This is a genomic window from Candidatus Hydrothermales bacterium (genome assembly GCA_039630235.1).
Lineage (GTDB): Bacteria > Hydrothermota > Hydrothermia > Hydrothermales > JAJRUZ01 > JBCNVI01.
Window position 1 is genome coordinate 317,509 of the sequence record JBCNVI010000001.1, and the last position, 13,663, is coordinate 331,171.

Sequence of the window (13,663 nt, forward strand, 5' to 3'; positions counted from 1 at the left end):
TTAGTCAAATTGGACACCATATACTTGTGAAACACCTCTATCCATAGTTATTCCGTAGACTCTACCTTTTACTTCCATAGTTCTTTTGTTATGTGTTATGATTAAAAGTTGTGATTTCTCGGATAATTTTTCGATGTAGCTAGTTAATCTCAGAGTATTTGAGTCGTCAAGAGAGGCATCAATTTCATCTAATGCAAAAAAGGGAGAAGGTGAAAGCTTCGCAAGAGCAAAAAGAAAGGTTAAAGCAAATAAACTTCTTTCTCCTCCAGAAAGTAATAAAATAGATCTTATCTTTTTCCCACTCGGTGAAACCTCAATTAAAAGTTCGGACTCAAGAAGATTTTTCTCATCGTGTGGCTCTATTTTTATGTCTCCACCGAGCAAAATTGCTGAAATAACTTTGAGTTCCTCTTTTAAAAGATTCAAAAACTCAAGGTATTTTTCCCTTGCTTCCCTTTCCATTAAAAATAGTGAATTTCTTAATTTAGCAACGCTTTCTTCAAGATCTCTATAAGCCTTTATCTTCTCGTAATATTCACTCTCTAAAACTTTGAACTCTTTCTCTGCTAACAAGTTGACATCATGCATTCTATCTATTTCTCTTTCAATTTCACTAATCTCCTCCTTTAATTTTCTTACGGAAATATTTTCAGAGATAAACTCTATTCCAACTGGATAGAGCTCTAGGCTCTTTTCTATCTCGTGAATGTCCTGTCTTAACTTTAATATTCTTTCTAACATTCGTTCAAGATTTTTTTCTTTGATATTTAAGGAACTTTTTTTCTCCTCTAATTCTTTGTCGATCTCTTTCAATTTAGATTCAACCCGAGAGATTTTCTCTCCTAAGTCGTAGAGGACTTTTTCAAGAGCCTCTCTTTTGTCCTCAAAGTCCCTAATATCACGCTCAGTATCATTAATTTTTCTTTTTATTTCTTCCAATTCTTTTTCTCTTTCAAGTAAACTACTCTCATAAAATTTAATTTTTTCTTTAAGACTCTCATATTCTTTATATTTTTCTTCAGCTGCCCTTAGCAATTCGTATTCTTTCAACTTTCTTTTTTCTAAATTTTTTAATTCTTTTAACTCCCCTTCTCTTTTTGTTACTTCTATATTAGTCTCCTCTTGTTCTTTTTCTAAATCCCTCAGGTTTCGAACGTTTTTTTCATACTCATCCTTTAAACTATTTAGCTTTAAATCCATCAAATTTAAGTTGGACTTAATTTTCTCATAATCTAAATTTAATTTTTGAATTTTACTTCTAACTTTTTCTCTATTACTTATGACTTCATCCAACTCCCTTTTTACCTTTGCAAACTCATCTTTTATTGAATTTAAATCTTGTCTCATTACAGAAAATATATTTTCTAGTTCTTCTACTCTTTTACTATATTCAATCTTATTAGAGACGATTTTTTTTAGTACGCCGTCTCTTGTTATCAAATGTCCATCCCTTGAAACAGCGTAATCACATTCATTTTTTTTCCAAGAAACTAAGGCTTTTTCTTTATTATCAAAAATCTTCAATCTACTAAATCTTTCTTTGATTATATTTCCGATGCCTTCAGTGCTTTTAAACCCTGAAATTGAGGAGCCCTCATATTTTTCTCTCTCTAGTATAACTTTTCCCCCCTTATCAAGAAACTCTTGAATTTTAGCATCTAACTCATAATTATTTAGAACTTTTGCATCAAGAATATCTTCAATTGCGATGAAATAATCTACATTCTTAGAAAAGTCTAAGTAGCTATATAGAAACTCAAGTTCTGGGATTGTATCCTCATCAATCTTTAAAATAGACTTTAATTTAATTAATTCTCCCTCTAATTTATTTATCTCCCTCTCTAATCTGAATAAATTTTCTCTCTTATTTTTTTCTTCAAGAGATAAATAATTTGATTTGCTCTCTAATTCACTGAGCAAGCTCTTAAATTTCTCTATTTCAAGCTTAAGTTCTTCAATTTCCCTCTCCCTTGATTTTCTGTTATTTTCAATCTCTTCTATATTTTTTAATAACTCCCTATTTCTGTCCTGTATACTTTTAATTTTAATATCTATCTCCTCTTGTCTCAGTTTACACCTTGTAAGATATTTTTCATTTTCTCGAACAGTTTTAGCGATTTTTTCCAACTCTTTTTTAACTTTCTCAACTTCATCTCTGTTAAAGGCTGAATATAACTCTAAGTCTTTTAAACTCTTTTTTAAATTCACTAGCTTTTCTTTATTTTCCTCTATTAAAGAGCCCACAAAGATTTCTCTATCTTTAAGAGTTGATAACTCACCGTACTTACGATTTAACTCTGTTAAAAGCCTTTCTTTTTGAGCTAAAAGCGGTTCTCTTTCTTTTCTTAAGTTTTCTAACTCTTTTAGAAAATACTCTTTTTCCTCAATAATTTTTTTAATATTTTCTTTTAAGACATAAACCTCACTTTCAAGATTTTTAAAAAATTCCTCGCTTTCTTTTAATTCTTTTTCTTTTTTACTTTTATCTCTAATTAACTTTGAGTACTCAGCCTTTAAAACCAAATTTCTCTTTTCTTTTAAGATCTCGTTTAAAATTCTATATCTTTGTGCTCTTTTCATCTCTTCTTCTAAGTCTCTCATTCTCTGTTCCTTATCTTTTAAGACTATTTCAAAGGCCTTTAAATCTCTCTCGGTTTTTTCTAATCTTTTTTCGATAACCTTTTTTTTATGATCAAAGTCATAAAGTTCACAAGCTTCAAAAATCATCTCTTTGATTCTTTCCTTTGGTTTTCTTATAAGTTCTTCCACATCTTCCCACTGAAACTGAGCATAGCTTTTTTTTCCAAAAAATTTTTCTATTTCTTCTTTATAACTTCTTTCTGAAACATTATTATCATCTATAAGAAACTCCTGAGAATTATCTCTATATACTCTTCTTGTGAACTTTGTGATTTTACTTTCGTTTTGAAACCAAATTGAGACCTCTGCAAAGGGTGCTGCCCTTTTTTCCTTTGTCCCCCAAAAGATAAGTTCTTTAAGCTCCTTAACTCTTAATTTATTTAATCTATTTTCTCCAAGAACAAACCTAACAGCTTCAAAAATGTTAGATTTTCCACAACCATTTGGACCAACTATAAGAGAAATTTTATCAGATAAAACTATTTCTGCTTTTTCAAATGATTTAAAACCATTTAGTATTATACTTTTTACTTTCATACCTAAATTTAAGGCTTAGACCAAAACTCCCCTTTTAAATTTCCTATTCTTTTTATTATCTCAACCATATTCTTTGCTATTCTGTCACACTCATATAACGTATCTACATTTTTCTCAATAGGACCTACAGCATAGGTAATAGAATAAGGTGGAATTATTGCTCCCATAAAATTTAAGGGAATAAGTATAGATGAGGCTGTACTTATAGCACCATTTTCCTCACATGAAATAACGCAGGAAACTACTTTACCCGCAAGAAGTGGTTCCACATTATCCAAAGCTGTTAATAGATCTAAAAAATTCTTCATAAGACCTGAAGGACCAAACCAGTAGACTGGAGTACCAAAAACAATCCCATCAGCCTTGATAATTTTTTCGTAAACTTGAGGTAACACCTCTTTAAAAACTTGTGGATTACAGAGTGACTTATCTTTTGAATAACAACCTAAACAGTACGGTACATTCTGGTCAACAAGAAAAATCATTTCTGTCTCTGCCCCTAGTTCTCTTGCTTTTTCAAGAACAGTATTTAAAAGAATTGTTACTTTCCCTCCTTTTATTGGGGATCCCGAGATTCCAAGAATTAGCATTAATCATTTTAAGATTTTAAAAATAATTCTTTCAAATTTTATAATTATTTTAAAAGTGAGGGAGGAAAATGGAGGAAAGAACTATATGTTTTAACTGTGGAAGATACGTAGGGGCAAAAGATAGATGCCCCTATTGCGGCGAGGAACAGTTAAAACCTATTGGAATTGAATTTTTAAAATGGACTAGCTTAATAGTGGCTATTTCAGGTGTTTTCTTTTTATTCATATCCGCAAGAACCCAGGAGGCCCCCTTAGTAAAAGTTATAGACTTAAAACCAACTATGAACTTTGCAAAGGTAAAAATGCAAGGAGTAGTAAAGTCTTCTCCTTATTATGATGAGGAAAAAGGAGGTTATCTTTCTTTTTGGCTCGACGATGGCACAGGAAACATTAAAGTAAGAGCTTTCAAAAACGTAGCAAAAGAAATTATTGACAAAAATATGTATCCCACAATAGGAGATTCAGTTTCTTTAAAAGGCACTCTCTATATAAAAGAAAACTTCTTAATAACTATAGAAAAAAGTGAAGATTTAAAAATCAAGATTCCAAAACATATTAATGTTAAAATTAAAGAAATAACAGATACACTGATAGGAAAGAGAGTTGAAACCGAAGGAACTATATACTCTGTAAATGAATATAAAAATAAATCGATAGGTATTAGAATAGGTGATTTGGGTTCTTTCATAACTGTTTTTATTCCTAACTATTATAAAGAAAAAGAAAAAATTCTCGGACTTGAAAGGGGAACAAAAATTAAAGTTAGGGGGGCTGTTTTTGTATATAAGGATAACCTTGAGATAATACCTCACTACGTAGATGAGATTTTAGTTATCGGAAAAGAAGAGATAAAAATTAGTAAAAAAAGAGAAACTACAAAGATTAAGGGTGAAGTTTTAGAAGGCTCAACTTTTAAAAAGAGTATAAAATTAAAAATAAAAACAGAAGAAGGGATTGAGGAAGTGCTTTTATGGAAATCTCTTCTTGAAAAAAAGTACAAGAATGAAATAATTAAAATTCTCACTGGATCTATGATAGAATTTGAAGTTTATGAGAGAGAATACAAAGGCAAAAAGGAAAAAAATGTAAGTAGTTTAAGAGTAATCTCATATCCGGAAAAGGTTACAAAGATCTCTGATATACTAAACAGAAATATTGGGGAATTCCTAAAAACTGAGGGAAAAGTAGAGGAAATTAAAGAATTTGAGAAAGGAACAAGAGTGATCATAAAGGATGAAACAGGCGAACTTATAGTTTGGATATGGAAAGATATTTGGGATAAAGTTAAAGGAACTTTTGGTGAAGGCGATAGCATAAGAGTAATAGGTGAACTAAAGGAATTTAGGGGCAAGAAAGAAATTATTCCAAGAGTTCACTATGATATTATTCCCATAAAATGAATATACTTCTCTGTTTACTTGTTTCTCTTATTGGGACAATTGTTGGTATTTTATTTTCGTGGATACCGGCACTTCATATTTATAACATTTTGGCACTAGTTATCCTTATTGAAAGTGAATTTTATATTTTACCTTTAAACCTTTTACCCTATTTTTTTATAGGTGCCATTGTTGGTTATGCATTTACAGGGATTATACCTGCTGTTTACTTTTCAACTAATGATGATTCTACTCTTTTTTATCTATTACCAGCGCAAAAATTCTTACTTTACGGAAGAGCTCATGAAGCTGTCTTATTATCTACAATTGGATCTATAGGTGCAGCCTTTATAGTTTTAATTTCAACAGCCTTTTTACCTTTTATCTTACCTCCTTTAAGGGATTTACTAACTCCCCATATGGCCTGGATAATTGCTTCAATAGGAGCATTTATGATACTCTCGGAGTGGCCACGAACTACTGATAGACCAAAAACGCCCCTTGGAAGATTAAAAGAGGCTTGGGGTTCTCTAATAATAGGAATCTTAGTTTTTGTTCTATCAGGTATTCTTGGGTATATAGTTTTAAGGGGGGGATTAATGAGTCCTGAAACATCCTTTCAAAATCTTATGCCACTTTTCCTGGGTCTATTTGCTGTTCCTTGGTTAACAATGAATATAGTTTCAAGACCTATAATACCAATTCAGGATACTGAAAACAAAGTTATAACAAATTATCCACGAATTTTAAGGGGAATTTTTGCAGGATCCTTAGGTGGTGGAATTGCAGCTTTTTTTCCTGTTATAACTGGTGGCATAGGTGCTTTTCTTGCAGGTCATGCCACTGCACAAAGAGGTGATGATATTTTTTTAATTGGACAGGGAGCAAATAGATTTTTATATTATGTTGGAGGTTTTTTATTATTTTTTGTTCCCTACCTTCATATAAAAAGAGGGGGGGCAGCCTGGATGCTTAATATAATTTATACTCCTCAAACCTTCTCGGAATACTTTTTGATAATAGGAAATCTACTTATAAGTTCCTTTATAGCCTTTTATTTTACTATAAAAATTTCAATTATAATAGCAAAAAACATACATAGAATCCCCTATAAAAATCTCTCAATAATAATTTTAATTTTTGTTATAATTCTTACTTTTTTGATGACAGGTTTTGAAGGTCTTTTGATTTTATTTGTTTCAAGTGCTGTAGGACTTTTGCCACCTCTTTTTGGTACAAGAAGACTTAACTGTTTGGGAGCTCTTATTTTACCACTTACAATTCAGATGAGCTCCTTTGCTGAAAGTTTTGCTAAATTAATGGGATTCTAATTAAAAATTAAATTTCAAAAAATTACTTTATTCATCACTTCTGTACTACAAACTTTATTATTTTTTTAATCTCAGCAGTTTCAAGTGAAAGGAAGTATACACCAGAGGGTAAATTGAGCTTTGTTTCCAATTTATGTATCCCCTCTTTTTTCTCTTCATTTAAAAGAATCTTTATAACTTTTCCTGAGACATCATAAAGTATTAGGCTTACCCTCCCTCTTTTAGGAACTGAATAAGTTATATTGATTATACCTTAGGTTTACACTCTAAAATTGGCGGGGACTTATAAGTTGTGTCTTTTACCATATCTTCAGAGATACCTGTCAAGGCTCCTGTTTTAAAATGCTGCTCATTCCAACCACTTGACTGTTTACCAAAAATTGTTACCCATCTTGTTGCTTTTAACCCTGCATGATAATAAACAGGATGGTATACTATTCTTGCTCGCCAATGATAAGCCCTATTTTGCTCTAAACCACTGAATAGGTAGTTTATATCTGCTCCTTCTACTCCTGTATCATAAAAGCTTGTCAAATAAGTGTTTGTGCCGTTAAAGGGAACACCAAATTCCTTTATTTCTGCTCCAAGTCTCACTTTTGCCCTGCCTAATATACTTCTGCCTCTTAGTTTGAGCCTAATACCATTGTAGTTAGATGTACCGAGTAGTTCAACTCTTGCACCCGGTTGATTAGCCTGCATAGGAATAAGATGAAGCCCATCACCTTCACCTCCATAATACAGGTATGCTCGTCCTTCATCAACTTGCTGACTATCAAAACCATAAGCACCTATTATTACATCAGAGTAGCAATCACCATTAACATCACCTGCTGTTGAAACTGAATTACCAAAGTAGGCGTATCCTTGGTCAGTTGGGCCAGATGTCCGGTTAGGATTTGGAGATAAACCTTTTTCGCCTATGACTTCGTATCTTGTTTCTTTTTTGTTAAAAGCGTTTATCTTAATCAAACCATTATCAAATCAAACTTCAAAAGTTTCTCACCATCAAAGGTAAATACAATCTCTTTCTCCTCTACTTCCTTTGTCAGATTCTCATACTCTATTTTTGCTTTCCAATTAGTTCCATAAACCGTTAAATCAGAGGGAGAAAAATTTATCCATTTAGAATAAATAATTAAGCCTTCCTCGGTATTTTCAATCTCTAAATTTTTATATCTTATTTTATCATCTTTTAATTCTGGTTTATCTTCATTTGAAAGTATAACCTTTATGTTCTAAGGATACCTCTTATTTTCTGATATCTTTCTCGAAAGCATTTCTATTTTATCAGCATCAAAAAAAGCATGAAATTCATTTTCTCTGTTCCAAACATGCAACCTCTTTTCCTTATAAATAACACCATTACACATATCAAGATAGTTGGGTCTATATTCATCTTTCTTTATGTATTCAATTGCTTTGGCGAGCCAATCAGAATTTATTTCAGAATTAGAAGTAATATTTTTAATTTTTATACCCTCCTGAGTACTGAATAGAACCCATAAAAAAGTTAGAGTATAATAACGATTCATAAAATTTTTTGTTTTAATATTAGGAATTGACCTATATTTGATTATCTAAAACTTATGAGTTTCTAAATTTACATCTTCATATTCAATTAAAGATTTTTCAATTTTTAAACCAACACTTAAATCACTATACTTTAAGGCAGACTTTAAAGCATTTTTGATTGCAATCTCTGAACTTCTTCCATGACCTATAAAAACAGAACCATTTATCCCAAGTAAGGGTGCTCCCCCTAACTCTTCATAGCTTAACTTCTTTAAAAAGGACTTAAAAACATTTTTCATCAAATAAAAGCCAATTTGATTTTTAATCGACTTTTTTATGTAACCAGAAAAGAAATCATATGTAAATTCTACAAGTCCTTCACCAAACTTTAAGAGGGAATTTCCTGTAAAACCATCTGTAACAACTACATCTGCCTTACCTCTTAAAATTTCATTTCCTTCAATAAAACCTATAAAATTTAAATTTTTATCTCTTTCAAAAATTTCCTTTGCTTTCATTATAAGTTCATTTCCCTTTGTTCTCTCTTCTCCAATTGAAAGAAGAGCAACTCTTGGATTTTTTATCCCCATTACTTCCTCAACAAAAATTTTTCCCATTACACCAAACTGATAAAGAAAAATGGGTTTTGAATCGGCATTTGCACCAACATCTAATACTGCACAATAGTTTTTTTCAGTAGGAAAAAGAGCACATATGGCGGGCCTTTTTACACCCTTAAGTCTTCCTAAAATTTTTATTGAATAGGCAAGTACAGCTCCTGTATTCCCAGCACTGAAAAATACATCAGCTTTCCCTTCTTTTAAAAGATTAAGTCCTATAGCGATTGTTGAATTTTTTTTAGTTTTTAAAACATCAGAGGGCTTTTCATCCGAGAAAACTCTATCTTCTGCTTCGATAAACTTTACTTTATCACTTGGCTTTACTTCACCCTTTAAATCTTTTGTACCAACTAGATATAAAAAACAATTTGGATTCTCCTTTAAAAATAACTGAGCCCCTTTAAGCTCAGGATAAGGGGCTTTATCAGTACCAAGTAAATCAAGAACTATTCTCATTTATGCTTTTTTTACTTTTTCCTCTATATGAATGATGGGTCTTCCCTTGTAGTATCCACAGTGAGGGCAAACCCTGTGAGGAAGTTTTGATTCCCCGCAGTTAGGACATATTGATAGGCCCATTAGCCTAATTTTATAATGAGTTCTTCTTTTTCTTCCTCTTGCCCGTGAGTGCCTTCTTTTAGGAACAGGCATTTTCTATCTTTTATTCTACTTTAGGACTTGAACCCTTATTTTTAAACTCTTCAAGTAATACTGAAAAGGGTGAACGAGTTCCACCAACTTTGTGTCCACAGTCTTTTTTATTTCTATCAACACCACATATAGGACATAGACCTTTACAGTCCTCAGAGCACAAAGGTTTAAGCGGTAAAGAAAGAAGCACCATCTCTTTTAATAATGGCATAGTATCAAGTTCGTAATCTTCAACATAAATTGTTGAAACATCTTGATCTGTAAAATTATAATCTCTTTTTAATAAAGATGGATCTTTCCCGATAAGAATATTATACGTAAAATTTTCCTTAATTGGAAATTTAAATTCACTTAGACAGCGAGAACATGCTAACAACCCCTCTCCATCAACAGATATATAAAAAACATACTCTAGTCCCTTTCTCTGAATCCAACCCGACACGTTTAAATGGACCTTTTTTATCTCAGAATCTTCAAATAATTTCTCGCTCTCATTTCCCCTTAGTTCATAGGAAAATGGTGTTTTTCCCTCTTTTAGTTCTTTTAAGAAAACTTTCATCTTTTAATAATAATATATATTTGTTTAAAATTCAAGGAAAAGCTATTTTTATCTTGGAGTAAAGCCTATTTTTTTCACTTCTTGTTCATGAATTTTTATTTCTCCAAATTTTTGCTCAAATTTTTCAATATTGTCAGAAAGAGCTTTTAGTAATAATTTGGCATGAGGAGGAGTCATAATTATTCTGGCTTGAACTTTTGCTTTTGGAATACCTGGCATTATTTTTGCAAAATCAAGAATAAATTCAGATGGAGAATGAATAATCATAACAAAATTTGAGTATATTCCTTCTGCTTCCTTCTCAGGAAGCTCTATTTGAATAGGTGGTTGAGAAACAAAATCTTTCTCTTCCATTTTAAACCTTATAAAGAAAAACTGAGCAATTGGGGCATCTAATTAGATCTTTACCCTCTACAGTAAGAAGAGATGTGGGAAGAACAGCAAAACAGTTGAGACAAGTACCCTCAATAAGAGGTGCAACTCCTCTACCATATCTTTTAAGTAACATCTCGTATTCATCTCTAATTTCAAGGGGTAACTTCTCTATCTCTTTTTCTCTAACTTCCTTTAACTTTTCTATTTTCTTTTCATTTATTTCAAAGCCAATTTCCTTATAATAGGGATTTTCAAGAAGTGAAAGCTGTGAATCTAAGTCGTTAATTGCTATTAAAATATTGATAATATTGTTTATTTTTTCTTTAGCCACCTTTAGACTCCAGTTCTTTTATATAGTTAATAAATTTTTTCTCATTTTCAAAATTTAAATAACTTTTATCCTTTGAGAGAATACGTGCAAGATGTGCAATCTTTCCAAGTGTTATTAAATACCTTGAATCAGGATCTATTGGTGTGGCACACAAGAGAAAAATTAAATGAACAGGTTTGCCATCTATAGCATCAAATTCTACTCCCTTTTTACTTATACCAACAACTAAATAAACGTCATCAAGGGTAACACTTCTTGAATGGGGAATTGCTATGCCTTTACCGATTCCTGTTGATCCTATTTCTTCTCTTTTTAAAACTGACTCATATACACTTTTTTTCTTCTCTTCACTTATTGGTAAAACATTTATCATCTCTTTTAAAACCTCACTCTTTGTCTTACCCTTAAGATCAAGTATAACATACTCGGGCTTTAATAGTTTAGATATCATTCCCCCTTAAAAAATTTTTGGGATTGAACCCATTTTTTTCTCCTCAAATAAATTTATCCTATTTTTTTCTAAGTACTCTACAAAAGAGTATAAGTAATCCCGAATTATTTTATCAAATCTTGTAGTAATATCTTTTAACTCATTGAAATACGTGTCTATAAAATTATAACACTTCTCTAAAGCACCATTTTTAATTAGAAAAACTCTTACCTTTCTACTTAAACTTACATTATTTTCTTTAAAAAATCTTGGGAATCTTTCTTTTATCAAATCTTTATATAAAATGTGGGGAAGAGTTATCTTACTCCTTTTTATATCTTCTCCTTCATTATAAAAGTCATAGAGATCATCAAGAATTTGAAATATAACACCAAATTTTAAGCCGAAGTTTCTCATACTTATTAGGTCTAAGCTTCCTGATAATAGGGCACCCATCTCACAGCATGCTGAAAAAAGTGAGGCAGTTTTTTTTTCAATTAGAGTTAAGTATTCTTCTAAATCAAACCTTTTCTCCCTTTCAAGAAATTCATCGATTATTTCACCCTCACACATCTCTATAGAAGTTCTTGAGAGAATCTCAAAAAGATACGGATTTTTTACTTTACTTAAAAATTCTATTGCTTTTGAAAAAACAAAATCTCCTAATAGTACTGCAATACGATTGCCATAGTGGTAGTTAAGGGTAAAAGTTTTTCTTCTTTCTTTAGCCCCGTCTACAACATCATCATGAATCAAAGATGCAAAATGAATAAGTTCAACAGCACAAGCCACATTCACCTTCTCTTCACTTAATTCTTTAAAAGCTAAAGAAGAATACAAGACAAGTAAAGGTCTTAATCTTTTCCCCTCTAAAAGCCTCTCATCAACTTTAGGTAAATAACTCTCCTTAAAAATTTCCCTTATTTTTAAATTAACTCTCTCTAACCCCTCCTTTACAGGTTCATATAATTCTTTTATGTCCATTAAAGTTAATTATAAATAATTTTTTGGTCTTTTTTCACTTTTAAATGGTGATTTAAAGAGATATATACCAAAAGGTAAGTTTGCTATAACTCCTGAAAGAAAATAAAGAAGAGAAATGGAGACAGAAGATTCCGGTGAAAAATACTTACTGAAAAGGATATAAAAACCTGCTTCTCTTACTCCTAATCCTGAAATTGTAAGAGGAATAAGGTTCAAGGCATTTATTAGAGGAATTATAAAAATAAATACAAAGGGAGAAATGTTAAAAGATAGGGTTCTTGCACAATAGTACGCCTGAATTGAAAAAAAGACTTGCAAAAAAATGGTTAAAATAAAAGAGAAAAACAAAAGTTTTTTATACTTTGAATAAGTTTTATAAGAGTTATAAAAGTTTTCTATTTTTTTATTTATTCCCAAAAGGGGTACACTTTTAATAAGCTTTTTAAAGTTTACTTCAAAAAAGTGAGATTGAGTTACAAAAAGCAGAGAAATTATAGAAAAGGATATAAAGATACAAAAAAGTAGAAGAATATGTGAATTGGGGATTCCCTTTATAAAAAGAAGACCAAAAGGAGCAAAGGAAAAAATACCAAAAAGCCCAACAATTCTGTCAATTAAAACAGAGGCAAAGGCAAAGGATTTTCCAGACTTTATCTTTTTTTCTATCAAATAACCCCTTAAAACATCAACTCCTAATGTACTTGGTGAAACTGTATTTATAAGCATCCCGAGTAAATAAACCTTAAATATTTCAGAAAGTCTCACTTTACTTGAATGTTCCAGAAGTAAAAATTTCCACCTTAAAGATAAAAATAAAAAAGCAAAATAATAAGCTAAAATTGCTGGAACTAAATACTTAAAATTGATCCTTTTATATAATTTCAAAAGCTCATTAATGTCAATCCTATAAAAAATTACCCCAAGTAAAAAAATTGTGAAGAAAATCTTAAGTAAAATTAAAAACTTTTTATTCAAGGTTAAAAAGTCTTAGGGCATTCTCAGTAGATATTTTACCCAACTCTTCAGCAGAAATATTTAAGATGGAGGATGCAAAATTTAAGATATAAAGAAGGTTAGAGGGCTCATTTCTACCTTTTAAAGGTCTGGGAATAAGATAAGGACAATCGGTTTCAAACAACAGCCTATTTAGTGGGATGTTCTTTAAGCTCAACTCGAGTTTTTTAGAACCGTAAGTAATTGAACCAGAAAAGGAAACATAGAAATTTAGCTCTATAGCTCTTTTTAGCTCATTTATTCCACCTGAAAAGGAATGAAAAACTCCTCTTAAATTCTTATATTTTTCTAAGATTTTAAAAACTTCTGGAAAGGCTTTTCTAACATGAAAAATCAGTGGTAAATTTCTTCTGATGGCAAGGTCAATAAAGGCCTCAAAAGAGGCAATCTGAGCTTCCCTTGAAGAAAAATTTCTATAAAAATCAAGTCCTGTTTCTCCTATTGCAACAACTTCCTCTTCTTTTGATAATTCTTCTATAATTTTAAAGTCACTTTCAAAATTTTGAGCATCATGGGGATGGATAGCACAGGCTGCAAAGATTTTTCCCTTAAATTTACGAGAGATTTCAATAGCTTTTTCAGAAGACTTAACATCATAACCAACTACAAGTATTCCTTCAACTTTATTTTTAAAAGACCTTTCTATAACTAATTCAAGATCTTCTAAGAAAGCATCATCATTTAAGTGAGCATGAGTATCAAAGAACATA

At 31.0% G+C, this 13,663-nt stretch carries 15 protein-coding genes; 2 read left to right on the plus strand and 13 right to left on the minus strand.

The features are described from left to right. The gene (locus ABDH49_01485) at positions 1–3,177 is read right to left on the minus strand and encodes an AAA family ATPase (GenBank protein ID MEN3045649.1); all 3,177 of its coding nucleotides are present in this window, start codon (positions 3,175–3,177) and stop codon (positions 1–3) included. Between the two features lie 8 nt (positions 3,178–3,185). Next, positions 3,186–3,767, minus strand: coding sequence for an NAD(P)H-dependent oxidoreductase (locus ABDH49_01490; GenBank protein ID MEN3045650.1), 582 nt, complete (start codon positions 3,765–3,767; stop codon positions 3,186–3,188). 68 nt (positions 3,768–3,835) lie between these two features. On the opposite strand from ABDH49_01490, the gene ABDH49_01495 reads away from it, so the two are divergent. Beyond that, on the plus strand, positions 3,836–5,167 hold the full coding sequence (locus ABDH49_01495) for an OB-fold nucleic acid binding domain-containing protein (GenBank protein ID MEN3045651.1): 1,332 nt from the start codon (positions 3,836–3,838) through the stop codon (positions 5,165–5,167). After that, the gene (locus ABDH49_01500; GenBank protein MEN3045652.1) at positions 5,164–6,477 is read left to right on the plus strand and encodes a tripartite tricarboxylate transporter permease; all 1,314 of its coding nucleotides are present in this window, start codon (positions 5,164–5,166) and stop codon (positions 6,475–6,477) included. Before ABDH49_01495 ends, ABDH49_01500 begins: the two co-directional genes overlap by 4 nt. A gap of 246 nt (positions 6,478–6,723) precedes the next feature. Here the strand turns inward: ABDH49_01500 and ABDH49_01505 are convergent, their stop codons facing one another. From ABDH49_01505 to ABDH49_01555, 11 genes are all read right to left on the minus strand, one after another. After that, positions 6,724–7,446, minus strand: a complete 723-nt coding sequence (locus ABDH49_01505; protein MEN3045653.1) for an integrin alpha — start codon at positions 7,444–7,446, stop codon at positions 6,724–6,726. A 266-nt stretch (positions 7,447–7,712) separates the two neighbouring features. Further along, positions 7,713–8,009: a hypothetical protein gene (locus ABDH49_01510; GenBank protein ID MEN3045654.1), complete on the minus strand. Its 297-nt coding sequence runs from the start codon at positions 8,007–8,009 to the stop codon at positions 7,713–7,715. 45 nt (positions 8,010–8,054) lie between these two features. Further along, positions 8,055–9,065 carry a phosphate acyltransferase PlsX gene (gene plsX, locus ABDH49_01515; GenBank protein ID MEN3045655.1) on the minus strand — a complete coding sequence of 337 codons (1,011 nt, stop codon included), beginning with the start codon at positions 9,063–9,065 and terminating at the stop codon, positions 8,055–8,057. Then, complete coding sequence (gene rpmF, locus ABDH49_01520) at positions 9,066–9,260, minus strand: 50S ribosomal protein L32 (GenBank protein ID MEN3045656.1); 195 nt, start codon at positions 9,258–9,260, stop codon at positions 9,066–9,068. A gap of 10 nt (positions 9,261–9,270) precedes the next feature. Next, complete coding sequence (locus tag ABDH49_01525) at positions 9,271–9,819, minus strand: DUF177 domain-containing protein (protein MEN3045657.1); 549 nt, start codon at positions 9,817–9,819, stop codon at positions 9,271–9,273. Between the two features lie 48 nt (positions 9,820–9,867). Beyond that, positions 9,868–10,173, minus strand: a complete 306-nt coding sequence (locus ABDH49_01530) for a DUF3467 domain-containing protein (protein MEN3045658.1) — start codon at positions 10,171–10,173, stop codon at positions 9,868–9,870. Between the two features lies 1 nt (position 10,174). Beyond that, on the minus strand, positions 10,175–10,525 hold the full coding sequence (locus ABDH49_01535; protein ID MEN3045659.1) for a hypothetical protein: 351 nt from the start codon (positions 10,523–10,525) through the stop codon (positions 10,175–10,177). Continuing rightward, positions 10,518–10,976, minus strand: coding sequence for a PTS sugar transporter subunit IIA (locus ABDH49_01540; protein MEN3045660.1), 459 nt, complete (start codon positions 10,974–10,976; stop codon positions 10,518–10,520). Before ABDH49_01540 ends, ABDH49_01535 begins: the two co-directional genes overlap by 8 nt. 6 nt (positions 10,977–10,982) lie before the next feature. Continuing rightward, positions 10,983–11,939 carry a polyprenyl synthetase family protein gene (locus ABDH49_01545; protein ID MEN3045661.1) on the minus strand — a complete coding sequence of 319 codons (957 nt, stop codon included), beginning with the start codon at positions 11,937–11,939 and terminating at the stop codon, positions 10,983–10,985. A gap of 9 nt (positions 11,940–11,948) precedes the next feature. Next, positions 11,949–12,914, minus strand: coding sequence for a lysylphosphatidylglycerol synthase transmembrane domain-containing protein (locus ABDH49_01550; protein MEN3045662.1), 966 nt, complete (start codon positions 12,912–12,914; stop codon positions 11,949–11,951). Then, the gene (locus tag ABDH49_01555) at positions 12,907–13,662 is read right to left on the minus strand and encodes a TatD family hydrolase (protein MEN3045663.1); all 756 of its coding nucleotides are present in this window, start codon (positions 13,660–13,662) and stop codon (positions 12,907–12,909) included. Before ABDH49_01555 ends, ABDH49_01550 begins: the two co-directional genes overlap by 8 nt. Position 13,663: the final 1 nt, after the last annotated feature.

What these genes read in the sequence shown, in the direction of transcription:
- ABDH49_01485 (MEN3045649.1), bottom strand. Translation starts at nt 3,177, where the DNA reads ATGAAAGTAAAAAGTATAATACTAAATGGTTTTAAATCATTTGAAAAA.
- ABDH49_01490 (MEN3045650.1), bottom strand. Translation starts at nt 3,767, where the DNA reads ATGCTAATTCTTGGAATCTCGGGATCCCCAATAAAAGGAGGGAAAGTA.
- ABDH49_01495 (MEN3045651.1), top strand. Translation starts at nt 3,836, where the DNA reads ATGGAGGAAAGAACTATATGTTTTAACTGTGGAAGATACGTAGGGGCA.
- ABDH49_01500 (MEN3045652.1), top strand. Translation starts at nt 5,164, where the DNA reads ATGAATATACTTCTCTGTTTACTTGTTTCTCTTATTGGGACAATTGTT.
- ABDH49_01510 (MEN3045654.1), bottom strand. Translation starts at nt 8,009, where the DNA reads ATGAATCGTTATTATACTCTAACTTTTTTATGGGTTCTATTCAGTACT.
- plsX (MEN3045655.1), bottom strand. Translation starts at nt 9,065, where the DNA reads ATGAGAATAGTTCTTGATTTACTTGGTACTGATAAAGCCCCTTATCCT.
- rpmF (MEN3045656.1), bottom strand. Translation starts at nt 9,260, where the DNA reads ATGCCTGTTCCTAAAAGAAGGCACTCACGGGCAAGAGGAAGAAAAAGA.
- ABDH49_01525 (MEN3045657.1), bottom strand. Translation starts at nt 9,819, where the DNA reads ATGAAAGTTTTCTTAAAAGAACTAAAAGAGGGAAAAACACCATTTTCC.
- ABDH49_01530 (MEN3045658.1), bottom strand. Translation starts at nt 10,173, where the DNA reads ATGGAAGAGAAAGATTTTGTTTCTCAACCACCTATTCAAATAGAGCTT.
- ABDH49_01540 (MEN3045660.1), bottom strand. Translation starts at nt 10,976, where the DNA reads ATGATATCTAAACTATTAAAGCCCGAGTATGTTATACTTGATCTTAAG.
- ABDH49_01545 (MEN3045661.1), bottom strand. Translation starts at nt 11,939, where the DNA reads ATGGACATAAAAGAATTATATGAACCTGTAAAGGAGGGGTTAGAGAGA.
- ABDH49_01555 (MEN3045663.1), bottom strand. Translation starts at nt 13,662, where the DNA reads ATGTTCTTTGATACTCATGCTCACTTAAATGATGATGCTTTCTTAGAA.